Below are 21,540 nucleotides of genomic sequence, written 5' to 3' on the forward strand. Positions count from 1 at the left end.
GAATGGTGTTATCCTCGAGGCCATGGACGCTCGGTCTCACGATCCCCGCCGCGGCGATCCGCGGGTGCACAAGCTCGCCGGAACCCGCCTGCGCTTCGACTGGGGAATCGTGCGATACCGCCTCGACGTGGTCGCGACCAGCGTCGCCGACGCCGTCGAACACGCCGGGGGCTGGCTGTTCGACCGGGCCGCCGCGGGCTGGGAGGTGAGCGTGCTCGTCCCCGAGCCCGACGACGATCGGCCGCTGCGCATCCTCGGCGCGGAGGTGCTCGATCTGCGGGCGGTGCTCGACACGGGCGGGGTGGACCGGCGGCCGCACGCGATCGCGGTGGCCGCCGAACTGATCGACTGGGACGCGCGCATGGCCGACGGGCTGCGCCGCGCCCTCGACGACGGTGGCATCCAGGTCGTCGGCTGGGGCGCCAACTGGCCCGCGGTGCCGGAGTACCGGGTCGATCCGGTGCTGCATCACCTGAGCGCGGCGGCCCAGGTGTTCAAGGCGCAGGCGCTGGCCGCCGCGGGCGTGCGCGCCGCGGCGACCGGGCCCACCGAGACGCTGTGCAGCGGAATGGCTTGGTGGCCACCGGTTGTCGCGGATCTCAGTCCCGTGGGCGGGTGATCCCGCGCGAGCAGAACGCCCACACGTCCGCGGCGGTGATGGGATCGGCGTCGTCGTCGGCCGCGGTGGGCCGGGCGATGTACATGACGGCCTGCATGGTGATCGCCGCCAGGCGGCGCGGATTCGCCCCGGGCGGCAGCGCGCCCGCCCGCTCGGCCTCGGTGAGCAGTTCGGTGAACAGCTCGAAATGCGACGCGTGCGCCTTGCGGACCTCCGCGGCCCGCGAGCGCAGCAGCTGCGGCGCGAACTCGGTGAACAGCGGCCGTTGCGTGCGCGGATCGGGTCGGCACAGCTGATAGAGCAATTCGACGGCGATGCGCAGCTTGTCCAGCGGATCGGTGCGATTGCCGGTGGCCGCGCGGATCTGCGCGACGGTCCGGTCGAGGGTGTCCTCGTAGAGCGCGAGCAGCAGTTCGTGTTTGCCGTCGAAGCGCATGTAGAAACTGGTCAGCGACTGCCCGGCGCGGTCGACGACCTCCTGCACGGTGATGTCGGTGCTGCCCTTCTCGGTGATGGCCGCTTGCGCCGCGTCCAGAAAACGGTTGGCGCGGTTGCCCGCTCGCACCCGGGCCCCGCGCAGCGAGCGGTCGACCGAGCGCCGCACCCAGGCCGGTTGCCGCTCCTCCTCGAGATGGCTCATGCGCGTCCTGTCCCTCGGCCCGGTGGGCCTACACCGGATCGAACGCCGAAATGCGCCATATCCCTTGGGTTTTGGTGAGGGTGACGCGCACGCTGCTGGCGGTCATCGCCGGATCGGGTTTGGCGGCGGAGGTGGTGCTCTGATCGATGAACACCAGGGCCGTGGCGGTGTCGTCGCGCAGGTCCGAGACCGCGGCGCGCACGACCGTGGCGGTGGTCTTGACGGATTTGTCCTTGGCCGCCGGGGCCACGATCTGCTGGGTGAACTGGGTGTAGTAGGTCAGGAAGTCGCCGGTGAGATGGGATTTGGCGGTGTCGAAGTCGTGATCGAGGGTGTCGGGGGCGTAGGACAGCAGCGCGACCGTGCCGTCCCGGGCGGCGGCGAGCGCGGCGGCGCGATCGGAGTCGTCGGCGTGGCGATCGGGCAGGTACTGGAACCAGATCAGCGACGCCGCGGTGACGGTGCTCGCGAGCACGAGCACGGTGAGCGCGACGGCCCCGGGCGCGCGGCGCAGCGCGGCGAGTCCGCGACGGATCAGGTGCGCGGCCACGGTGGCCCCGGTGCGGACGGCGTTCACGGCACGAACTCCACTTTCGACATCTTGATTCGGTCGTCGGCCCGCGTCACGGTCACGCTGAGCCGCCACACCCGCGGTTCCTGTTTCGCCCCGGCCGAATTGGTGATCTGCGAGGTGGCCGCCACCAGGATCACGGCCGAGTCGTCGGTCATGGACTCCACGGCGGTCGCGGTGACCTTGCCCTCGGTGGTGACCTGCGATTGCTGGACCACCTTGGTGAAATCGTCCGCGCGGCCCTGGAAGTCGTCACGGAACGCCCCGGTGGAATTGTCCAGCACGCGCTGCACATCGTCCTTGGCGTGGTTGAAGTCCAGCGACGTCAGCGCCACCACCCCCTGCCGCGCCGCCGCCGTGAACTCCGCCGCCCGCCGCTGCTCCGCGTCCGCCTCACGATGCCGCCACACCGAGAACCCGCTCACCCCGAGCGACACCACGATGAGCACCACCGCCACGGTCACCACCGCGCCCCGCCGCCACCCGACCGCCGCCACCCGAGCCCGCACCCGCCGCAGCCGGGTCCGCTCCTCGGAATCCGCCTCGCCCGCAACCGATTCCCCCGCGCCCTCGATGTCCGCTCGGGCCTCCGCTTCCGCCGCGGAATCCGCCTCTGCCACAGTGGGTTTCGACGCGTCCCGCGCTGCCTCCGGAGTCGGGTGTTCCTCGGACCCGGTGGGTTCCGGTGGGGTGGGGGAGACGGGCACGCTGGGTTCGGTTGCGGGCGTGCTGGTTTCGGTCGTGCGGGCCGAGGCTTCGGCGCGCTGGCGTAGCCGGGCGGCGCGGGCGCGGGCCCGGGCGGCGGCGGCCTCGGCCTCGGCGGCCTCGGCGGCGGCCTCCGCCTCCTCGGCGGCCAGGAGCAGGGTGCGGGGATCCACGTCGGGATCGGCGAGATCTTTCACTCGGTGATCACCGCGGCCTCCGGCCGGACCGTCACCGGCGCGGCCAATCGCTGTTCGTCGCAGATGCGTTGCAGCTTCTTCAAGGTGTCGTCCAGGCCCGGGCCCAGCCGCTCCCCGGGGGTGAAGGTCGCGGGCAGATGCCGCATCCCCTGGATGACGCCGATGGTGTCGTAGTGCACCGTGCCCTCGGGATCGCAACGGTAGTCGGGCATCCGGTCGAGCACCGCGGTGAGCATGGACTTGAACACCGTGCGCGCGACGTTCGAGCCGATGCAGCGATGGATGCCGATCCCGAAACTGAAGTGCCGGTTGCCCTTCCGATCCAACAGCACATCGTCGGGATCCGGGAACACCGCCGGATCGCGATTGGCCATCGCCCACGACAGCCACAGCCGCTCGCCCTCCTGGAAGCGGGTGCCCGCCACCTCGAAGTCCTGCGCGATGGTCCGGCCGTCGCCGGGCGCGGGGGTGAAGTAGCGCAGGAACTCCTCGGTCGCCGGATTGAGCAGATGCTCGCGCTCCCGGCCGAGCAGCTCGCGCTGGTCCGGATGCTCCGACAGCCACTCCAGCGCGTGCGCGGTGAGCGCGGTGGTGGTGTCGAACCCGCCGCCGATGATCAGCCCGAGCATGCCGAGGATCTCCAGATCCGGCGCGGGCTCGCCGTCGATGCGCAGTTGGATCAGCGCGTCGACCAGACCGGGCCGCGGATTCTGTTTGATCTCGTGCAGATTGGTGACCAGATCCAGCCCCATCTGCCGATGCATCTCCGCCACCCGCACCGCGTCGGGGGAGTCCTCCGGGGTGTAGACCGCCGCGTGCACGGGCTCGCTGTAGACCGACCACTTCTCCAGCGGGATCCCGAGCATCGCCAGGGTCAGCACGGCGGGAACGATATTGGCGAGATCGTCGACGAAGTCGATGCGCCCGTCCTCGATCCGCTCGTCCAGGCTCGCGCGGACCACCTCGTCGATGAACGGCTCCCACCGCTTGACCGCCGCGGGCGACAGATACGGGTTGAGCACCTGCCGATAGATCCGGTGCTCCGGATCGTCCATCTCCAGGATGCCGCCGCGTACCACCGAGGCGCGCCGGGCGGTGGGGATCGATATTCCCTTGTAGCCCTTGCGTTCCCCGTGCAGGTCGTGATCATTCGACACGTGCGGGCAGCGGGCCAGCTCGAACACCTCGTTGGCGCCGCTGGCGACCCAGTGCCCGTCGTAGGTGTCGGTCCACGCGATCGGGCAGCGCTCGTGCATCTCCCGGGTGATCTGCTCGAAGCGGCCGCGGTATTCGGGGGTGTGCCGGTCGAAGTGGTAGCGGTTGCGTTTGCGGTCCTCGCCCGCGGCGACCTCGTCGATGCTCACAGTGTGTTTCCCTCCGGTGTGCTCACGCCTCGGCGATGGCGCGCTCGGGGCACGAACGCACCGCCTCGCGCACCTGCTCCTCCTGATCGGCGGGCACCTCGTCGAACACCGCCGTCGAATGGCCATCGATCTCGCTCAACTCGAACGCCTTCGGCGCGGCCAGGGCGCACAGGGTGTGGCCTTGGCAGCGTTCCGGATCGACCCGAACCTTCATCGCACTGTCCTCGCTGTCGTCTCGTCCGCCGGTCTCACAGGTGGTGGTCGTACCACTTCAGATAGCCGCCGCCGTCCACCCGCAACTGCATGCCGGTCACGTACCGGGCCTCCTCGGAGGCGAGGTAGACGATGGCGTTGCTGATGTCCTCGGGCTCGATGTAGGAGATCGGCATGGCCTGCTGCACCCCGAACACCGGTTCGGCGTCGGCGCGGGTGGGGTGTTCCAGATCGGGGCGGAAAGAGCGGTACATCGGCTCGCTCTGCAACATCGGGGTGTTGCAGTTGGTCGGATGCACGACGTTGAGCCGGATGCCGTGGGGGGCAAGGTGCGTCGCGAGGTCGTGCACGTAGGCCGACAGCGCCCGCTTGGAGTGCACGTAGGCGATGCCGCCCAGATCGCGGCCCGGCTGATCGGTCTTGGAGGTGTCCATCATGGCCGCGGTCGACCCGGTGGCGATGACCGACGCGCCGGACCGCAAGTGCGGCAACGCGACCTGGATGGCGTTGATGGTGCCGATCAGATTGGTGTCGATGACATCGCACCACGCCTGGTACTGCGGCTCCCCCTTCATTCCCGCGATCCCGGCCTGGGCCACCACGATATCGAGCCTGCCGAATTCGGCCAGCCCCGCGTCCAGCGCGGCGCGCAGCGAATCCGCCTTGCGCACATCGGCTTTCGCGGTGACGATGCGGCGGCCGGTCTTGCCGACCAGATTCGCGGTCTCCTCGAGATCCTCCGGACGGGCCAGCGCGTAGCCGAGGGTGGGGATGTCCTCGCACAGATCGACCGCGATGATGTCGGCGCCCTCCTCGGCCAGGCGGACCGCGTGGCTGCGACCCTGGCCGCGCGCCGCGCCCGTGATGAATGCGACCTTGCCCTCGACACGTCCCACGGTCGTTCCCCTTCACTGCTGGGTGCTCGATGCGAGAAGAATCATACTTCCGCGAAAGAGAACGGTACTCTACCTAGAAGTTGGCAGCAAGGTTCGACTCCGTTCACAACCAGGAGTGGAGCGCGAGAATCACATTTTCAGTGAGGCGGCGATGGGTGACACCGGCGAGACGCGGCAAGCCGCCTGGAAACAGCGCGCGGTCGAGCGTGCCCTGCGCGGCGCGGCCCAGCGCGCGGGGCGGCGGGTCGAGCAGTTCCTGGACGCGGCGCAGGCCATCATCACCGAGAAGGGCAGCACCGACTTCACCGTTCAGGAGATCGTGGACCGGTCGGGGCAGTCGCTGCGCAGCTTCTATCTCCAGTTCGACGGCAAACATCAACTGCTGCTGGCCCTTTACGAGGAGGCGGTCGGCAAGACCGCGGCCCAGATCCGCGCGGCCGCGACCGTGCGCGAGGATCCGGTGGACGCGCTGCGCACGGCGGTCGAGCTGCTGTTCCATCTGTGCCGCCCGGACCCCGACGCGCACCGGCCGCTGTTCACCGAGTTCTCGCCGCGGCTGCGCACCTGCGATCCGGCCGAGGTGCGGGCCGCGCACGCCGCGCTGTTCGCGCTGTTCGCGGAGCTGATGGAACGGGTCGGCGCGGCCGGGCGGCTGCGGCCGGGCGCGAATCCGCGACGGCTGGCCGCGACGACCATGCAGGCGGTCATGTTCATCGCCCATCCCGGTACGGTCGAGGCCGATCCGCATCCCATCTCGGCCGCCGAGGCGTGGGCGTTCTGCGCGCACGGCATCGTCGGCGCTGGCGAGTATTGAATTCTCATATTCGGTATGCAAGCCTTGTCGATGACGAGAATCTTATTATCCGTTTGTGAGAGGGAGGTGGGTCGATGGGTGTCGGACTGCCCCGTTGGTCCCCGGCCCTGTCCCGGCGGAGCGTGAGCGTTCTCCAAGTGATCGGCGGGCTGTTCGCCATGTCGGCCGACGCGGTTCGGTTCGTCTTCCGGCGGCCGTTCCAGACCCGGGAGTTCCTCGAGCAGTCCTGGTTCATCGTGCGGGTGTCGCTGGTGCCGACGCTGCTGGTGGCGATCCCGTTCACGGTGCTGGTGAGCTTCACCCTCAATATCCTGTTGCGCGAGCTCGGCGCGGCCGATCTGTCCGGCGCGGGCGCGGCCTTCGGGGCGGTGACCCAGGTCGGGCCGATGGTGACCGTGCTGATCGTCGCGGGTTCGGGGGCGACGGCCATGTGCGCGGACCTCGGCTCGCGCACGATCCGCGAGGAGATCGACGCCATGCAGGTGCTCGGCATCAATCCGGTGCAGCGCCTGGTGACTCCGCGCATGCTGGCCTCGGGTCTGGTGGCGTTCCTGCTCAACAATCTGGTCTGCATCATCGGCATCCTCGGCGGCTACGTCTTCTCCGTCTACGTCCAGGACGTCAACCCGGGCGCGTTCGCCGCGGGCATCACGCTGCTCACCGGCGTGAACGAGGTGATCATCTCCTCGATCAAGGCGCTGCTGTTCGGATTGGTCGCGGGGCTGGTGGCCTGCTATCGGGGGCTCATCGTCACCGGTGGGGCCAAGGCCGTCGGCAACGCGGTCAACGAGACCGTGGTGTACGCGTTCATGTCGCTGTTCGTCATCAATGTCGTCGTCACCGCGATCGGCATCCAGATGACGGCGAAATGAGGTGCCGCCCATGACCATTGCCGCGCGCTATCCCAAACAGGTGCGCCGCGCGCAGCGGCCGATCAAGGGTCTGGGCCGCATCGGCGACCACACCCTGTTCTATCTGAAGGCGCTGGTGCGCGCGCCCGCGGCGGCGGTCCGCTATCCGCGCGAGACGATCCGGCTCATCGCCGAGATCAGCATGGGCTCAGGGGCTTTGGCGGTGTTCGGCGGCACGGTCGTCATCGTCGGGTTCCTGACCCTGGCCACCGGCGGCACGCTCGCGGTGCAGGGGTACAGCTCGCTGGGCAATATCGGCATCGAGGCGCTGACCGGATTCCTGTCGGCGTTCATCAATGTGCGCATCTCGGCGCCCGTCGTGGCGGGCATCGGACTGGCGGCGACCTTCGGTGCGGGCGCGACCGCGCAACTGGGCGCGATGCGCATCAACGAGGAGATCGACGCGCTCGAATCGCTGGCCATCGAGCCGATCGCGTACCTGGTGGGCACCCGGATCGTCGCGGGCATGGTGGCCATCACGCCGCTGTACGCGCTGGCGGTCATCGCCTCGTTCCTCGCGAGCCGGTTCACCACGGTGTTCCTGTTGGGGCAGTCGGCGGGACTCTACGACCACTACTTCTCGACCTTCCTGAATCCGCTGGATCTGGTGTGGTCGTTCGCGCAGGCGTTGTGCATGGCCATCACGATCCTGCTCATCCACACCTACTTCGGGTTCTTCGCCAGCGGCGGGCCGTCCGGGGTGGGCATCGCGGTGGGCAACGCGGTGCGGACCTCGCTGATCGCGGTGGTCTCGGTGACGCTGCTGGTGTCGCTGTCGGTGTACGGGGCCAACGGCAACTTCAACCTGTCGGGATAGGGAGCGATGCTGTCGAATGTGTTGCGGCCCTTGCTGGGTCTGCTGTCCATCGGCGCCGTGGTGGCGATCGTCGCGGGCGCGATCACGCTGTTCCGCGGCGGGCTTACCGACACCGTGCCGGTGACGGTGCTGGCCGGGCGCGCCGGGCTGGTGATGTACCCCGACGCGAAGGTGGAGATGCGCGGGGTGACCGTGGGCCGGGTGAGCGCGATCGACGAACGCCCCGACGGCACGGCCGCGATCCACCTTGCGATCCGAGCGAATCAGGTGCGGATGATCCCCGCCGACGTCTCCGTCGACATCGCCTCCACCACCGTCTTCGGCGCGAAGTTCGTGCAACTGATCCCGCCGGACCGGCCCACCCGGGCCACGCTCGCGGCGGGTCAGGTGTTCGACGCCGACCACGTGACCGTCGAGATCAACACGGTCTTCGAACAACTCACCCAGGTGCTCGGCAGCATCGAACCGGAGAAGCTGAACGAGACCCTCGGGGCCATCGCGGCCGCCACCAAGGGCCGCGGCCAGCACATCGGGCAGATGCTCACCGACCTCGAGGCGTTCCTGGCGAAGCTCGATCCGGGGCTGCCCGCGCTGAACACCGATCTCGCGCAGGCCCCGGCGGTGGTGAACGCCTACGCCGATGCCGCGCCCGCGCTGCTGGACACCGCGGGCAACGCCGCGCGCATCAGCGAGACCCTGGTGGCCGAGCAGCACAATCTCGACGCCCTGCTGACCGGCCTGATCGGCTTGTCCGACACGGGAACCCAGGTGCTCGGCGACAACCATGCGGGCCTCGCGTCCACGCTGCGGCTGCTGGTGCCCACCACCGAACTCACCGACGAGTACCGCGACGCGCTGAACTGCTCGATGGCCGGATTGGCGAAGCTGTACCGGCTGCCCCCGGCGCGGATGGAGGGCGTCGCGATCTCGGCGAACTTCCAGTTCGGCACGTACCCGTATCAATACCCGCGGGATCTGCCCAAGGTGGCGGCCAGCGGCGGTCCGCAGTGCGAGGTGGTTCCGGTGCCCTACGAGGGGAAGCCCCCGTTCGTCGTCGCGGACGTCGGCGCCTCGCCCTGGGAGCATCCGCGCCGGGATTTGGAGCTCAACGTCGACTCGATTCAGCAACTGCTGCTGGGCATTCCGGCGAACGGGGCGCCGCGATGAGGCGGCGCAACTCCCCGCTGCTGAAGTTCGGCGCCTTCGCCGCGGTGATGGTCGTGCTGTCGGGGGTGCTGATCCTGGTGTTCGGCGACTACCGCACCGGCTCCACCAACGGCTACTCGGCGGTGTTCACCGACTCCTCGGGCCTGCGCGCGGGCAACACCGTGCGCGTCGCCGGGGTGCGGGTGGGCACGGTGAAGGGTATCGAGCTGCGGCCCGACCACACCGTGACGGTCAGCTTCGACGCCGACCGCGGCGTCGCGCTCACCACCGGCACCCATGTCGCGGTCCGCTACCTGAACCTGGTGGGGGACCGGTACCTCGAACTGAGCGAGGGACCGGGCTCGACGACGATCCTGCGCCCGGGCGCGCGGATCCCGGTCGAGAACACCACGCCCGCACTGGATCTGGACCTGCTGCTGGGCGGGCTGAAACCGGTGATCCAGGGCCTGAACTCGCGCGAGGTGAACGCCTTCACCTGGTCGCTGCTCGAGGCCGTCCAGGGCAAGCAGGGCACCCTCGATTCGCTGATGACCCGGACCGCGTCGTTCACCACCACCCTCGCCGACAACAGCGCGGTGATCCAGCAGCTGATCGACAACCTGAACACGGTGATGGCGACGCTGGCCGCGGACGGCAACCAGTTCGCCGGGACCGTCGACCGGCTCGAGCAGTTGGTCACCGAGCTGTCACGGGATCGCGATCCGATCGGCGCGGCCATCACCGCGCTCGACACCGGCACCGCCTCGATCGCCGATCTGCTCACCCGGACGCGAAACCCGTTGGCGGGCAGCGTGGCCGAGCTCGCCCGGCTCGCGCCCGCGCTGGACGGCGACAAGGAAACCCTGGAGACCGCCATCCAGAAGGCCCCGGAGAACTTCCGCAAGATGGCCCGCACGGGCACCTACGGCAACTTCATCCAGTACTACCTGTGCGAGATCACCGTCCGGGTGAACGATCCGTCCGGCCAGGTCGTGGTGCTGCCCGCGATCAAGCAGGACGCGGGGAGGTGTGCGCCCTAGTCATGCTCGAGTATCGAGGCGGTCGGCTGTTCCGTCAGGGTCTGGTCGGCATCGTCGTCATCGTGTGCGTCATCCTGATCGGATTGCAGTCCCAGGCCGTACTGGCCTGGGGCACAACGGTTCGCTACGAGGCGGTGTTCACCGAGGCGGGCGGGCTCACCGTCGGCGACGACGTCATCGTGTCGGGGGTGAAGGTGGGCAGGGTCGCGACGGTGGCGTTGCGCGACGGCGACGCGCACGTGGAGTTCACCACCGAGTGCACCGTCCGGCTCGGCGACCGGACCTCCGCGCACATCAAAACCGGTTCGCTGCTGGGCAAACGGATCCTGACCGTGGTCTCCGAGGGGTCGGGCACGCTGCGCCCGCACGCGGTCATCCCCACCGAGCGGACCTCGTCGCCGTATTCGCTCACCGACGCGGTCGGCGACCTCACCGGCAATGTCACCGACTTCGACACCAAGGCGCTCAACGAGTCGCTGGATCTGCTGTCGTCCACCCTCGACCACATCGCCCCGCAGCTGGGCCCGACCCTGGACGGGCTGACCAAGCTCTCGCACACCCTCAACGACCGCGACGCCGCGCTGCGCGCCCTGCTCGGCGCCACCGCCGACGTCAGCGGCATCCTCGCCCAGCGCGGCGATCGGCTGAACACGCTGCTGCTCAACGCGAATTCGCTGCTCGGCGTGCTCGCGGAGCGGCGGCAGGCGATCGTGGACCTGCTGGCCAACACGACCGCCGTGGCGCGGCAGCTGTCCGGACTGGTCGCCGACAACGAGGCCCGGCTCGGGCCCGTGCTCGACCACCTGAACTCGGTGGCCGCCATGCTCGAGAAGAACCGCGACAGCATCTCCGCGGCGCTGCCCGGCCTGGTGAAGGTGACACTCACCCAGGGCGAGATCGTGTCCAGTGGACCGTTCTACAACGCCTACGTCGCGAATCTGCTGCCCGCCGAGCTGACCCAGCCGTTCATCGATCAGGCGTTCGGGCAGCTGCCGGTCCCCACTCCCGCACCGGAGGCGCCCCGATGAGAAACCGTCGCATCCTGCGGGCCGCCGGGGCCGTGCTCATCGTCGCCGTGATCGCGGCGGCGGCGCTGGTGGTGCGCCGGGAGATGTTCGCGCCCACCACGATTCGCGCGGTGTTCGCCTCCGCGACCGCCATCTACCCCGGCGACGACGTGCGGGTGGCGGGGGTGAAGGTCGGCACCATCGCCGCGATCGAACCGCGCGGCACCGGTACCGAGATGGTGCTGCACGTCGACCGCGGGCTGCGCGTGCCCGCCGACGCGCGCGCGGTCATCATCGCGCAGAGCCTCATCGCCGCGCGCTACGTGCAGCTCACCCCGTCCTATCGCGGATCGGGGCCGACGCTGGCCGCGGGCGCGACCATCCCGCGCGAACGGACCGCGGTGCCGGTGGAATGGGACGAGATCAAATCCCAATTGACCCGGCTGGCAACGGATCTGGGCCCCGACAGTGTGCTGGCGAGCAGTTCCACCGGACGTTTCATCGACAGCGCGGCCGACGCGCTGGCGGGCAACGGCGACAAGCTGCGCCAGACGCTGGCCCAGCTGTCCGGTGTGGGACGGATTCTCGCCGACGGCAGCGGCAACATCGTCGACATCATCGAGAATCTCCAGCGGTTCGTCACGGCATTGCGCGACAGCAACACCGAGATCGTGCAGTTCGAGAACCGGCTGGCCTCGCTGACCAGCGTGCTCGACGACAGCCGCTCCGAACTCGACACCGCGCTGACGACGCTGACCACCGCGATCGGCGAGGTGCAGCGGTTCGTCAACGAGAACCGCGACAAGGCGAGTGAGCAGGTGCGGCGGCTGGCGGACGTCACCCAGAACCTCGTCGACCATCGCGGCGATCTGGCGAACCTGCTGCATCTGTTCCCGACGAGCCTGGCGAACTTCTACAACATCTACAACCCCGACACCGGTACGGAGGCGGGCGTTTTCACGCTGAACAACTTCACCAACCCGGTCCAGTTCGTGTGCACCGCCATCGCCAGTCTGGAGAACGCCACCGCCGCCCAATCCGCCGACCGCTGTCGCGAATACCTCGGGCCGTTTCTGAAGATGCTGGCGTTCAATTACCTTCCGCTGCCGGTGAATCCGATCCTCGGGCCCACCGCGGATCCGAAGAACCTGATCTACACCGAGCCCGATCTCATCCCGAAGGTGGTCGACACCCGGACTCCGGCGCCCCCGCCGCCGAGCCTGGGCGACATCCTCCTCCCGGGCGGAAGGCGCTGACCATGACCCACTCGCATCGCGGCCGGCTGCTGCTGACGCTGGGCGTCTGCGCGGTGCTCACCGCCGGGGGCTGCGGCTGGAACGGGGTGAACTCGCTGCCGTTGCCCGGTGCGACCGGGCACGAATCCGGATCGACCGTGATCCACGTCGAGATGGCGGATGTCGGTACGCTCGTGTCGAATTCGCCGGTCATGATCGACGATGTGGTGGTCGGCAGCGTCGGCGCGATCACGTTGCGCGGCTGGCACGCCGAGGTGGAGGTGTGGATCCGGCCCGGCACGGTCGTGCCCGCGAACGCGGTCGCGATGATCGGGCAGACCAGCCTGCTGGGCTCGAGTCATCTGGCGCTGAACACCCCGCCCGGCGCCGCGCCCGCCGGACGGCTGTCCTCGGGGGCGACGATCCCGCTGAACTCCTCGTCGACCTACCCGTCCACCGAACAGACCCTCGCCTCGCTGTCGGTGGTCGTCAACGGCGGCGGGCTCGGCCAGATCGGCGACATCATCCACGGGCTGAACGAGGCGTTCGCCGGGCGGCAGGACACCGTCGGATCGCTGCTGACCCGGCTCGACACCCTCATGGGCACCCTCGACGGCCAGCGCGACAACATCGTCGCCACCATTGCCGGATTGCAGAGGCTGGCAACGACATTCGCGGGTCAGCGCGATGTGCTCACCGACGCCCTGGAGAAGTTGCCGCCCGCGCTGGACACGCTGCTGGCCGCGCGGCCCGATATCGTCACCGCGCTGAACAAGTTGAAGACCTTCAGCGACACCGCGACCGGGGTCGTCACCGACGTCGGCGACGATCTGGTCACCGATCTCGAGCATCTGGAGCCGACGCTGCACTCGCTCGCCGACGTCGGCGCCGACATCAACTCGGCCATCGCGTTCGCCACCACCTATCCCTACGGGCAGTACGGCATCGATCACGCGCTCAAGGGCGACTACGTCAATCTCGACGCCACGGTGGATCTGACCATCCCGCGGTTGCGGCGCGAACTGCTGCTCGGCACCCCGCTCGGCGATCCGACCGCGGTGGTGCAGGCGGCCATCGGGGATCCGGGGTACGCCCGCCAGACCAGCGATCCGCTGTCGGTCGGCATCGAACCCGCTCCCGCACAGGGGAATTCGGGAGGCCGCTGATGCTGCTGTCGCGTTTCGTCCGGATGCAGCTGACCATCTTCGCGATCCTGTCGGTGATCGGGATCGTGGTCATGGCGACGGTGTACATGCGCCTGCCCGCGCTGACCGGGCTGAGCACCTACCGGGTCGCGGTGGATCTGCCCGCGGCGGGCGGGCTGTACCGGTTCGGCAATGTCACCTATCGGGGCGTGGAGGTCGGCAAGGTCACCAGCGTCGAGCTCACCCACGACGGGGTGCGCGCCTCCCTCGCCATCGGCGAGAAGTGGCGCATCCCAGCCGATGTCGAGGCCGAGGTGCGCAGCGTGTCGGCGGTCGGCGAACAGTACGTCGAGTTGCGCCCGCGCACCGACAACGGGCCGTATCTGCACGACGGTTCGGTGATCGCGCGGCGCGACACCACGATCCCGCAGCCGGTGGGCCCGATGCTGGACAGCCTCAGCGCCCTGGTCGGCACGATCCCCAAGGACAAACTGCACGAGCTGCTCGACGAGATGTTCCGGGGCGTGAACGGCGGTGGCTACGACCTGGATTCGCTGCTGTCCTCGACGGGCAAGGTGGCCGCGGGCCTGAACGGGGTGGGGGAGAACGCGCGCGCCCTCGTGGAGGACACCGGCCCCCTGATCGATTCGCAGGCCCGCACCGCGGACGCGATCCGCATCTGGAGCCGCAGCCTCGCCGGGGTCACCGATCAGCTCGTCGCCGACGATCCGCGGGTTCGGGCGCTGTTGCAGAACGGCCCCGGCTTCACCCACGACGTGGCGCAGCTGCTGGATTCGGTGAAACTCACCCTCCCGGTCCTGCTGGCCAACCTGACCACTGTCGGCCAACTCGCAGTGACCTACCACGCCAATATCGAACAGGTCCTGGTCCTGCTGCCCCCCGCCATCTCCATGATCGAGGCGGTCCACCCCACCAACAACGCCTCCGGCTGGGGCCTCGGCGACTTCCGCCTCAGCGGCACCTCCGATCCCCCCGCCTGCACAGTCGGCTTCCTCCCACCCTCCCAATGGCGTTCCCCCGCCGACACCACCACCCTCGACACCCCCGACGGCATGTACTGCAAACTCCCCCAAGACTCCCCGATAGCCGTCCGCGGCGCCCGCAACTACCCCTGCGCCGGGCATCCTGACAAACGCGCCCCCACCGCCGAATTGTGCGACAGCGACCAACAATATGAGCCGGTCGCCAACGAGCAGCCTGTAGTCGGCCCCTACCCTTACGACCCGGGCCTCGCCGGACAGGGCATCCCCCAGGACGAGCAATCCCGCACCCCAGGGTCCGCCAACCTGATGGGTCCGTCGATCGGCGTCGCGAAATACGATCCGAACACCGGCAAGTACGTGGGGCCCGACGGCAAGCTCTATGAGCAGACCGATTTGGCAGGGGGGAAGCCGCAGGTGTGGAAGGACATGCTGCCGCATTGACGGGGAACGGCCGGGGTGTCGAAATTACTGGAGCCTTCGCATCGCTCGGGCGATCAGGGCTCGGGCGTCGTCCCGGTAGGCGGCTTGTGTTGCGAGAGTGGCGAAGGTCTTCTCGTGTAGGGCGATTTCCGAGGGTTGGGTGATGGTCAGTTCGGCGCTGACCGTCTCCGTCTGGACTCGGGTGCGGTCGTAGATGACGAAATTGGTTGCGGGCACGCGGTATTCGGCGGTCAGCGGGAGGATGCCGAGTCGAATACGGGGATGGGTGATCGTCTCGGTCAGCCGGGCGAGTTGATTGAGCATCACCTCGTCGTCGCCGACGGTGCGGTAGAGCGCCCACTCGCCGACGATCAGGTGGAAGCGGCGCTCGCCACGGTGCAGGACGCGTTGGCGTTGCATGCGGGCGGTGAGTGCCTCGTCGAGATCGTTCCTGCCCGCGGTGACGGCGATACAGGCCGTGAGGACGGCGCGGGCGTAGGGTTCGGTTTGCAGTAGGCCGGGGACGACGTCGGGTGACCACCAGCGGATGAGCTTGGTGCGGCCTTCGAGCTGGATGGATTGACGCTGTCGGTGCGCGTGCCCCGCTGCCACCGCGCGTTGCCATTCGAGATACATCGCCTGCGCGTTTCGTAGCGAGGCGACGAGATCATCGAGAACGGAGAGATTGCCGACGGCCGAACACCATTGGGCCACATCCTCTTCTGTCGGGCTCTGCTTGCCGTGCTCGATTCGCGACACCTTCGACGAGTGCCAGCCACAGGCGGCCGCCAGCTCGACGCCGGACATGCGGGCGGCTCGGCGCAACTCCCGAAGGCGTGCACCGAGTGCCGCCCGCGCCTGCTGAACATCGGTCACGCCTGGACGTACTCGCTCTTGACGTAGGCGGCGTGGTCGATTCCCTTGGGCCACAGGATGTCTCGTGCGTGACTGGCCCAGTCCGCCAGCCCTGGATCGGTGCTGATCGACAGGCCCATGAAGCCGCCTTCCTCGTCGAAGGTGGTGAACGCGAGCGTGGCACTGTCGAACAACCAATAGTCGTCGGCGGGAATCGCCGTCGGCCGAGCCAGATGGCGGGGGAGCCAGCGCACGTCTTCGCCGGTCTCCACGTTGTCGTCGGTGTTTTCCAGCAGCCAGCGCACATAGTCGGAGTGCGGCACGGTGACGACGCGCAGTCGTTCGAGTGCGACGCCGCGACCGGCGGTTTCGATCATCAGCTCATCCCACGCGCGCCAGGAGTCGGGTTGCTGCTCGCGTTCGTACGGCTCACCGGCCGCCCAGCGGCGCAACGCTTCGGCTTCGTCGGCCACGGCGTAGCTGTCGCGCACTTCGAGATGAAAGGCGCTGCTACGCGCCCGACGAAACAGCGGGGCCCAGATGTCGTCGCCGCTGACGTGGAGCATCAGCGCACCTCGACGGCGGTTTCGTGCGGATCGAGCGTCAGTTGCCCTCGCACGTCGTCGGTCACGGGGGTACCGGGAACCAGGATGACGCCGGGGGTGCTCGTGGCTTCCACGGGCAGCATCATGCCCGGTTCGAGCCAATCGAGCAGCCGGTGGGGGACAGCGACCGCATGCCCATCGGGGATTCGGTCGCCCTGCACGATGAGGCCGTTGTCATCGGTGGCGTAGACGGCCGGACATGCGCCGTGATCGGAGCCGGACCCGAGCAAGCGAAGTGTGGTCATGGCAGAGCCCCTTTTGCGGAATGCGGAAGAGCGGGCACGCAAATCGTGACGTCCCACGGCGATTTTGGTCAAGGTCGCGCGCAAAGACGCGCAAAACGGTGGCCACGCCACAGTGGTGGGCTTCAGCATCGATGAACAGGCACTCGGCATGAGCGAAAGCCCGCGCGGGACAGCGCATTCGGCTTGCTCATCCCTGGTGCCGAACTGCCCCACCTCAATATCGAAGGAGTGCGTTTCGGTGCGTCGATACTTGGTGAAGGTTCATTGCTGCGGCAGTCGCTGGCTGATCCAGGTCCCCGCGGTCGATAGGTGGACACCGGTCGACGACAAGAAGGCGATCGAGCCGACCGCCCGGCAGATGATCGCCGCCCTCACCGGAGCCGCACCCGACACCTTCGACGTCGATCTCAGCGCAGGCCCGGTGATCGGCGACATCGAGGAGTACGCGGTAGGCGCCCGGGGCCTGCAACGCTGGCAAGCGCCGGAGACCGCAAGCATCGGCCGCTCACCCCAGCCAAAAGCAAAGCGCCCCACCTGAATATCACGCATGAATCATGGCGATGACGCCGAACGTCGTCTTTGATCTCGTGCTATGCCCGGTCTGTCCGCCGCCGCCGCAGCAACAGCAACACCAGCGACAGCAGACCCAGGGCCGCGACCGCGACGGCCAGTCCCAGTTCCCGATTGCCGCCCATTCCCGCCGCGCGGATGAGGTCGATGGGCTCGGCCGCCGGTCGGGTCGGCGTCGCGACGGGTTGCAGCTCTTCGTCTGAATCTATCTGTGTGGCAACGAGTTCGGCGGTGGGAGCCGAAGCCGAAATCTCAGCCGCCAGATTGTCCGCGAACCGCCCGATAAGCGTCCCCGCCACATCCGCCAGCACCCCCCTGCCGAACTGCGCGGGCTTGCCGGTGATCGCCAGATCGGTCTCCACGAAAACATCCGTCGTCCCGCCGTTCTCGACCATCCGGCAGGTGACCACCGCCTTCGCGGTCCCGTTGCCGCGCGTCTCCCGCCCACCACCCTCGAGCACGGCCACCTTGGCCTGCTCGTCCTGGGAGAGCACCTTGATGACGCCGGTGTAGGTGAGCCCCACCGGACCCAGCTTGACCTTGATCTTGCCGTGGAAGTCGTCGCCCTCGCGGGAGGTGAGCACCGCCCCCGGCACGCACGGCGCGATGCGTTCCAGGTCCAGCAGGACCGGCCAGGCGTCGGCGGCGGGGACCGGGATGCTGAAGGAGTTCTCGAGTTTCATGCGATCTCCTCGACGGGAGCGGATTCGGCGGCGAGGGTGTCGGCGGCGGCGCGGACGGCGCGCACGATGCCCTGATATCCGGTGCAGCGGCACAGATTTCCCGACAAGCCCTCGCGGATCTCGTCCTCGGACGGATCGGGGTGCTCGCGCAGGAAGGCGGTCACCGACACCACGAAACCCGGTGTGCAGAAACCGCATTGGAGCCCGTGCTCGTCGCGGAACGCCTGTTGCACGGGGGACAGCCGCCCGTCGGGGGCGGCGAGGCCCTCCACCGTCGTCAGCTCCGCGCCGTCGGCCTGCACGGCGAAGATCAGGCAGGCGCGCACCGCCTCCCCGTCGAGCAGCACCGAACACGCGCCGCACACCCCGTGCTCGCACCCCAGATGCGTGCCGGTCAGCCCGCAGTTCTCGCGCAGATAGTCGGCGAGGGTCAGCCGCGCCGGAACCCGGTCGCGGCGCACGCGCCCGTTGACGCGCACCTCGATCTCGACGTCAGTCATCGCCCGCCTCCTCAACGGCGCGCCGCCACGCGCGCGCCACCATGGTCGCCCCGAGCCGCCTGCGGTAGGCGGCCGAGCCGTGCACGTCACCGGTGACCGACGACAGCGCCGCGGTCGCGGACCGGCCCAGCTCGGCCGGATCCACCTCCGCCACCGCGCGGCCGGTCACCTCGGCCTCGATCCCGCTCGCCCGCACCGGCGTCGGGGCCAGCCCGAACAGCCCGATCGCGCAGCGCTCGATCCGCGAATCCGCATCCAGCCGCACCGCCACCGCGGCCCCGGCCATGGCGAAATCGCCACTGCGCCGGGCGAATTCCTCGATGGCGAAACCGCACCGCCCCCGCCACACCGGGAACACGACGCCGGTGAGCAGTTCGTCGGGTTCCATCGCGGTGGTCCACATACCGGTGAAGAACTCCGCCGCGGGGATCACCCGCCGCCCGCGCGGGGACAGCGTCTCGATCTCGGCGTCGAGAGTCAGTGCCACCGTGGGATATTCGGCCGCGGCGTCGGCGTGCGCGACCGCCCCGCCGAGGGTGCCGCGATTGCGGATCTGGAAGTGCCCGATCAGCGGGGTCGCCCGGTTCAGCAGCGGCACCCGCCGCCGAATCTCGGCCGAGCGCCCGACCGCGGCGTGCGTCGTCGTGGCGGCCACCCGCACCGCGTCCGGGGTCGACTCGATGCCGCGCAACTCGTCGAGCCCGCGCAGATCGATGAGGTGCTCGAAGGCGGCCAGCCGCAGCGCCAGCATCGGCACCAGGCTCTGACCCCCGGCGAGGAGTTTGGCCTCGTCGCCGAATTCGGCCAGCAGCGCGACGGTTTCGTCGGTGGTGGCCGGGGCGTGATATTCGAAGACCGCGGGTTTCACTCGGCCACCCCCTTCGCCTCGTCGAGCATGGCCACGATCCGCGCGGGCGACAGCGGCAGCCGGGAGATCTCCACCCCGAACGGGGACAGCGCGTCGGCGACCGCGTTGAGCACGGCGGGCGTCGAGCCGATCGCCCCGCCCTCGCCGACGCCCTTGAAGCCGCCGGGCCCGGCGCTGCGGGTCTGCACATGCCCGATCTCGATGGTCGGCGCCTCCGCGGCCGTCGGCATCAGATAGTCGAGGAAGGTCGTGGCGACCGGGTTGCCGTCGTCGTCGTAGGCCAGATGCTCGTAGAGCGCGCCGCCGATGCCCTGCACGGTGCCGCCGTGGATCTGACCCTCCACCACATTCGGATTGATCATCGGGCCCACGTCCTCGCTGACGATGTAGCGCAGCAGCGTCACCGCGCCGGTCTCGATGTCGACCTCGCACGTGCACACGTGGGTGGCGTTGGCCCAGATCATCATCGCCTCGGCGCGGTGCCGGCCGGTGGCCTCCAAACCCGGTGGGACGCCGGGCGGTAACGCCTCGGTCCGGTGGTAGGCGGTCTGGGCGATCTCGGCCAGCGTCACCGTCCTGTCGGATCCGGAGGTGGTGGCGCGGCCGTGCGCGAACTCCACCTGATCGACGGCCACGCCGAGTTCGTGCGCGGCGATGGCGAGGACGCGCTCGCGCAACACCTTCGCCGTCTCGGCGATCGCGCCCGCGGTCATGGATCCGGAGCGGCTGCCGTTGGTGCCGCCGCCGACCGGGGCCACCGCGGTGTCGCCCTGGATGGTGTGCACGTCGTCGAGGTCGACGCCGAGCGCGTCGGCGGTGAGCTGCACGACCGTGGTCTCGAGGCTGTTGCCCGCCGAACCGCCGGACACGTAGACGTTCACCTTGCCGGTCGGGGCGATCCGGATGGTCGCGCCCTCGGTGCTCAGGAACGGGGTACTGCCCGTGGTGGGTTCGACATACGTGCACGTGCCCACGCCGAGGTACCGGCCCTCGGCGCGGGCGCGGCGCTGTTCGGCGCGGAAGGCGTCGTAGTCCAGCATCGCCAGCGCCTGTTCGAAGGTCTCGCGCGGGGTGGCGTCGGAATAGGGCATGCCATTGGGATTGGCGGTCGGCATGTCGTCCCGGCCGAGCATATTGCGCCGCCGCAGCTCCACCGGATCCATGCCGATCTGCCGTGCCGCGGCGTCGAGCAGCACCTCGCGGGAGACCGATTCGAACTGCCACGGCCCCCGATAGGCCACGCGCCCAACGGTATTGGTGTAGACCGACGCCGTGCTGAACCCGGCCTCGGCCACCCGGTACGGGCCGGGGAACAGCATCCCGACGGCGATCGAGGCGGTCAGCGGTGACGGGATCGGATAGGCCCCGACGTTCTGCACGTGCTCGATGGTGGCGGCGAGGATGCGGCCGTCGGTGTCGAAGGCCATGGCGACCTCGCCGTGTTCGTGGCGGGACATGCCCGCCGCCATGAGGTTCTCCTGCCGGTCCTCGATCCATTTGACCGCGCCGCGCAGCGTGCGCGCGGCCAGCGCCACGCACGTCTCCTCGCGGCCCGGCGCGACCTTCTGCCCGAAGCCGCCGCCGGTGTCGCGCGCCACCACCCGCACCCGGTGCTCGTCCACGCCGAGCAGGCGGGAGAAGAAGCCGCGCACCTCGTGCGGGGACTGGGTCGACGACCACACCGTCAATTCGCCGACGCTCGCCGACCATTCCGCGACGATGCCGCGGGTCTCCATCGGCACCGGCGCGTACGCCTGCTGAAAGATGGTGCGGCGCACGACATGTGCGGCAGCCTCGAAGACCGGGGCCAGATCGGCGGGCGGTCGGCCGCCCAGCCCGCCCGCGGAATTGCCGGGGAAGCCCGCGTGCACGAGTTCGGTGGCGGTGGCGGCGGTTTCGTAGTCGACCACCGGGGGCAGCGGGTCGTAGTCGATCAGGACCAGTTCGGCGGCGTCCTCGGCGACGTAGCGATTCACGGCGACGACCAGCACGACGGGGTCGCCGACGAAGCGCACCTCCGCATCGGCCAGCGGCGGGCGGGGGACCGGCGGGAAGCCGGGAGTGTCCAGGGCATAGGTGATCTCGTGCACGCCCGGGTTCAGATCCGCGGCGGTGTAGACGCCGAGCACGCCGTCGAGGGCGAGGGCCGCGGTGACGTCGATCCGCTCGATGCGGGCGCGGGCGTGCGGGCTGCGCACGAAGCACGCGTGGCCCATGCCGGGCCGGACGACGTCGTCGACGAAGGTCCCCGCGCCCGTGAGCAGGCGCAGATCCTCGAGTCGGGGGACGCGGGTGCCGACGGCGCCCGCGGTGGTCGTTGCCTGACTCATCGCACGCTCCCGCGCGCGGGCCTGATTCGAGCCATCGGGCCGATCCTCCGTTCACCGTGAGCCGAGGTGATGTATGTCGAAAATGAAAATGTACTATGAGTATAGACGAGAATCACATTCTCGCCTCCGATCGGGCCCTC

Annotated in this window: 24 protein-coding genes; 11 read left to right on the forward strand and 13 right to left on the reverse strand. The window is 69.2% G+C overall.

Features of this window, described 5'->3' with window-relative positions; all coding sequences use genetic code 11:
• The first annotated feature begins 22 nt into the window (after positions 1-22).
• The gene (locus ACFYTQ_RS13735; RefSeq protein WP_387360364.1) at positions 23-619 is read left to right on the forward strand and encodes a hypothetical protein; all 597 of its coding nucleotides are present in this window, start codon (positions 23-25) and stop codon (positions 617-619) included.
• Here the strand turns inward: ACFYTQ_RS13735 and ACFYTQ_RS13740 are convergent.
• Genes ACFYTQ_RS13740 through ACFYTQ_RS13765 form a run of 6 tightly spaced genes read right to left on the reverse strand, consistent with a single transcriptional unit; the run spans position 600 to position 5,205 of the window.
• Positions 600-1,259: a TetR/AcrR family transcriptional regulator gene (locus tag ACFYTQ_RS13740; RefSeq protein ID WP_387360366.1), complete on the reverse strand. Its 660-nt coding sequence runs from the start codon at positions 1,257-1,259 to the stop codon at positions 600-602. The genes ACFYTQ_RS13735 and ACFYTQ_RS13740 overlap by 20 nt on opposite strands.
• Positions 1,260-1,287: 28 nt before the next feature.
• Positions 1,288-1,809 (reverse strand): twin-arginine translocation pathway signal, encoded by a 522-nt coding sequence (locus tag ACFYTQ_RS13745; RefSeq protein ID WP_387361283.1) that lies wholly within the window; start codon positions 1,807-1,809, stop codon positions 1,288-1,290.
• Between the two features lie 23 nt (positions 1,810-1,832).
• On the reverse strand, positions 1,833-2,732 hold the full coding sequence (locus ACFYTQ_RS13750) for a hypothetical protein (RefSeq protein ID WP_387360368.1): 900 nt from the start codon (positions 2,730-2,732) through the stop codon (positions 1,833-1,835).
• A complete protein-coding gene (locus ACFYTQ_RS13755) occupies positions 2,729-4,096 on the reverse strand; it encodes a cytochrome P450 (RefSeq protein ID WP_387360370.1) in 1,368 nt (455 codons plus the stop codon). Before ACFYTQ_RS13755 ends, ACFYTQ_RS13750 begins: the two co-directional genes overlap by 4 nt.
• Before the next feature lie 22 nt (positions 4,097-4,118).
• Positions 4,119-4,310 carry a ferredoxin gene (locus tag ACFYTQ_RS13760; RefSeq protein ID WP_387360372.1) on the reverse strand — a complete coding sequence of 64 codons (192 nt, stop codon included), beginning with the start codon at positions 4,308-4,310 and terminating at the stop codon, positions 4,119-4,121.
• Positions 4,311-4,344: 34 nt separating this feature from the next.
• On the reverse strand, positions 4,345-5,205 hold the full coding sequence (locus ACFYTQ_RS13765) for a mycofactocin-coupled SDR family oxidoreductase (RefSeq protein WP_387360374.1): 861 nt from the start codon (positions 5,203-5,205) through the stop codon (positions 4,345-4,347).
• A 151-nt stretch (positions 5,206-5,356) separates the two neighbouring features.
• Here ACFYTQ_RS13765 and ACFYTQ_RS13770 point away from each other — a divergent pair, with 151 nt between their 5' ends.
• From ACFYTQ_RS13770 to ACFYTQ_RS13810, 9 genes are all read left to right on the forward strand, one after another.
• Complete coding sequence (locus ACFYTQ_RS13770; RefSeq protein WP_387360376.1) at positions 5,357-6,019, forward strand: TetR/AcrR family transcriptional regulator; 663 nt, start codon at positions 5,357-5,359, stop codon at positions 6,017-6,019.
• Between the two features lie 74 nt (positions 6,020-6,093).
• The gene (locus ACFYTQ_RS13775; protein WP_387360378.1) at positions 6,094-6,891 is read left to right on the forward strand and encodes an MlaE family ABC transporter permease; all 798 of its coding nucleotides are present in this window, start codon (positions 6,094-6,096) and stop codon (positions 6,889-6,891) included.
• A gap of 10 nt (positions 6,892-6,901) precedes the next feature.
• Positions 6,902-7,747 carry an MlaE family ABC transporter permease gene (locus tag ACFYTQ_RS13780; RefSeq protein ID WP_387360380.1) on the forward strand — a complete coding sequence of 282 codons (846 nt, stop codon included), beginning with the start codon at positions 6,902-6,904 and terminating at the stop codon, positions 7,745-7,747.
• A gap of 6 nt (positions 7,748-7,753) precedes the next feature.
• Positions 7,754-8,914, forward strand: a complete 1,161-nt coding sequence (locus ACFYTQ_RS13785; protein WP_387360382.1) for an MCE family protein — start codon at positions 7,754-7,756, stop codon at positions 8,912-8,914.
• Positions 8,911-9,933, forward strand: a complete 1,023-nt coding sequence (locus tag ACFYTQ_RS13790; protein ID WP_387360384.1) for an MCE family protein — start codon at positions 8,911-8,913, stop codon at positions 9,931-9,933. The genes ACFYTQ_RS13785 and ACFYTQ_RS13790 overlap by 4 nt, the downstream gene beginning before the upstream one ends.
• 2 nt (positions 9,934-9,935) lie before the next feature.
• Complete coding sequence (locus ACFYTQ_RS13795) at positions 9,936-10,961, forward strand: MCE family protein (protein ID WP_387360386.1); 1,026 nt, start codon at positions 9,936-9,938, stop codon at positions 10,959-10,961.
• Complete coding sequence (locus ACFYTQ_RS13800) at positions 10,958-12,196, forward strand: MCE family protein (RefSeq protein WP_387360388.1); 1,239 nt, start codon at positions 10,958-10,960, stop codon at positions 12,194-12,196. Before ACFYTQ_RS13795 ends, ACFYTQ_RS13800 begins: the two co-directional genes overlap by 4 nt.
• Positions 12,197-12,198: 2 nt before the next feature.
• Positions 12,199-13,341: an MCE family protein gene (locus ACFYTQ_RS13805; RefSeq protein ID WP_387360390.1), complete on the forward strand. Its 1,143-nt coding sequence runs from the start codon at positions 12,199-12,201 to the stop codon at positions 13,339-13,341.
• Positions 13,342-13,343: 2 nt separating this feature from the next.
• Positions 13,344-14,765, forward strand: coding sequence for an MCE family protein (locus tag ACFYTQ_RS13810; protein WP_387361285.1), 1,422 nt, complete (start codon positions 13,344-13,346; stop codon positions 14,763-14,765).
• 24 nt (positions 14,766-14,789) lie between these two features.
• Here ACFYTQ_RS13810 and ACFYTQ_RS13815 read toward each other — a convergent pair whose 3' ends face one another.
• The 3 genes from ACFYTQ_RS13815 to ACFYTQ_RS13825 are packed head-to-tail and all read right to left on the reverse strand — an operon-like array spanning position 14,790 to position 16,449.
• Positions 14,790-15,620: a helix-turn-helix domain-containing protein gene (locus ACFYTQ_RS13815; RefSeq protein ID WP_387360392.1), complete on the reverse strand. Its 831-nt coding sequence runs from the start codon at positions 15,618-15,620 to the stop codon at positions 14,790-14,792.
• The gene (locus ACFYTQ_RS13820; protein ID WP_387360394.1) at positions 15,617-16,165 is read right to left on the reverse strand and encodes a DUF6879 family protein; all 549 of its coding nucleotides are present in this window, start codon (positions 16,163-16,165) and stop codon (positions 15,617-15,619) included. Before ACFYTQ_RS13820 ends, ACFYTQ_RS13815 begins: the two co-directional genes overlap by 4 nt.
• Positions 16,165-16,449 carry a hypothetical protein gene (locus tag ACFYTQ_RS13825; protein WP_387360396.1) on the reverse strand — a complete coding sequence of 95 codons (285 nt, stop codon included), beginning with the start codon at positions 16,447-16,449 and terminating at the stop codon, positions 16,165-16,167. The genes ACFYTQ_RS13820 and ACFYTQ_RS13825 overlap by 1 nt, the downstream gene beginning before the upstream one ends.
• A 64-nt stretch (positions 16,450-16,513) precedes the next feature.
• Here ACFYTQ_RS13825 and ACFYTQ_RS13830 point away from each other — a divergent pair, with 64 nt between their 5' ends.
• A complete protein-coding gene (locus tag ACFYTQ_RS13830; protein WP_387360398.1) occupies positions 16,514-16,987 on the forward strand; it encodes a hypothetical protein in 474 nt (157 codons plus the stop codon).
• 52 nt (positions 16,988-17,039) lie between these two features.
• Here the strand turns inward: ACFYTQ_RS13830 and ACFYTQ_RS13835 are convergent, their stop codons facing one another.
• The 4 genes from ACFYTQ_RS13835 to ACFYTQ_RS13850 are packed head-to-tail and all read right to left on the reverse strand — an operon-like array spanning position 17,040 to position 21,400.
• Positions 17,040-17,702: an SRPBCC family protein gene (locus ACFYTQ_RS13835; protein ID WP_387360400.1), complete on the reverse strand. Its 663-nt coding sequence runs from the start codon at positions 17,700-17,702 to the stop codon at positions 17,040-17,042.
• A complete protein-coding gene (locus tag ACFYTQ_RS13840; RefSeq protein ID WP_387360402.1) occupies positions 17,699-18,202 on the reverse strand; it encodes a (2Fe-2S)-binding protein in 504 nt (167 codons plus the stop codon). Before ACFYTQ_RS13840 ends, ACFYTQ_RS13835 begins: the two co-directional genes overlap by 4 nt.
• Positions 18,195-19,070 (reverse strand): FAD binding domain-containing protein, encoded by an 876-nt coding sequence (locus tag ACFYTQ_RS13845; RefSeq protein WP_387360404.1) that lies wholly within the window; start codon positions 19,068-19,070, stop codon positions 18,195-18,197. The genes ACFYTQ_RS13840 and ACFYTQ_RS13845 overlap by 8 nt, the downstream gene beginning before the upstream one ends.
• Positions 19,067-21,400: a xanthine dehydrogenase family protein molybdopterin-binding subunit gene (locus tag ACFYTQ_RS13850; protein WP_387360406.1), complete on the reverse strand. Its 2,334-nt coding sequence runs from the start codon at positions 21,398-21,400 to the stop codon at positions 19,067-19,069. Before ACFYTQ_RS13850 ends, ACFYTQ_RS13845 begins: the two co-directional genes overlap by 4 nt.
• Positions 21,401-21,540: the final 140 nt, after the last annotated feature.

It is taken from the genome of Nocardia sp. NPDC004068, from assembly GCF_042874315.1.
Lineage (GTDB): Bacteria > Actinomycetota > Actinomycetes > Mycobacteriales > Mycobacteriaceae > Nocardia.

Coding starts and splice junctions, on each gene's coding strand:
- ACFYTQ_RS13775 (WP_387360378.1), top strand. CDS start 6,094: ATGGGTGTCGGACTGCCCCGTTGGTCCCCGGCCCTGTCCCGGCGGAGC.
- ACFYTQ_RS13795 (WP_387360386.1), top strand. CDS start 9,936: ATGCTCGAGTATCGAGGCGGTCGGCTGTTCCGTCAGGGTCTGGTCGGC.
- ACFYTQ_RS13790 (WP_387360384.1), top strand. CDS start 8,911: ATGAGGCGGCGCAACTCCCCGCTGCTGAAGTTCGGCGCCTTCGCCGCG.
- ACFYTQ_RS13785 (WP_387360382.1), top strand. CDS start 7,754: ATGCTGTCGAATGTGTTGCGGCCCTTGCTGGGTCTGCTGTCCATCGGC.
- ACFYTQ_RS13780 (WP_387360380.1), top strand. CDS start 6,902: ATGACCATTGCCGCGCGCTATCCCAAACAGGTGCGCCGCGCGCAGCGG.
- ACFYTQ_RS13820 (WP_387360394.1), bottom strand. CDS start 16,165: ATGCTCCACGTCAGCGGCGACGACATCTGGGCCCCGCTGTTTCGTCGG.
- ACFYTQ_RS13835 (WP_387360400.1), bottom strand. CDS start 17,702: ATGAAACTCGAGAACTCCTTCAGCATCCCGGTCCCCGCCGCCGACGCC.
- ACFYTQ_RS13760 (WP_387360372.1), bottom strand. CDS start 4,310: ATGAAGGTTCGGGTCGATCCGGAACGCTGCCAAGGCCACACCCTGTGC.
- ACFYTQ_RS13850 (WP_387360406.1), bottom strand. CDS start 21,400: ATGAGTCAGGCAACGACCACCGCGGGCGCCGTCGGCACCCGCGTCCCC.
- ACFYTQ_RS13840 (WP_387360402.1), bottom strand. CDS start 18,202: ATGACTGACGTCGAGATCGAGGTGCGCGTCAACGGGCGCGTGCGCCGC.
- ACFYTQ_RS13735 (WP_387360364.1), top strand. CDS start 23: ATGGACGCTCGGTCTCACGATCCCCGCCGCGGCGATCCGCGGGTGCAC.
- ACFYTQ_RS13805 (WP_387360390.1), top strand. CDS start 12,199: ATGACCCACTCGCATCGCGGCCGGCTGCTGCTGACGCTGGGCGTCTGC.
- ACFYTQ_RS13770 (WP_387360376.1), top strand. CDS start 5,357: ATGGGTGACACCGGCGAGACGCGGCAAGCCGCCTGGAAACAGCGCGCG.
- ACFYTQ_RS13800 (WP_387360388.1), top strand. CDS start 10,958: ATGAGAAACCGTCGCATCCTGCGGGCCGCCGGGGCCGTGCTCATCGTC.
- ACFYTQ_RS13825 (WP_387360396.1), bottom strand. CDS start 16,449: ATGACCACACTTCGCTTGCTCGGGTCCGGCTCCGATCACGGCGCATGT.
- ACFYTQ_RS13740 (WP_387360366.1), bottom strand. CDS start 1,259: ATGAGCCATCTCGAGGAGGAGCGGCAACCGGCCTGGGTGCGGCGCTCG.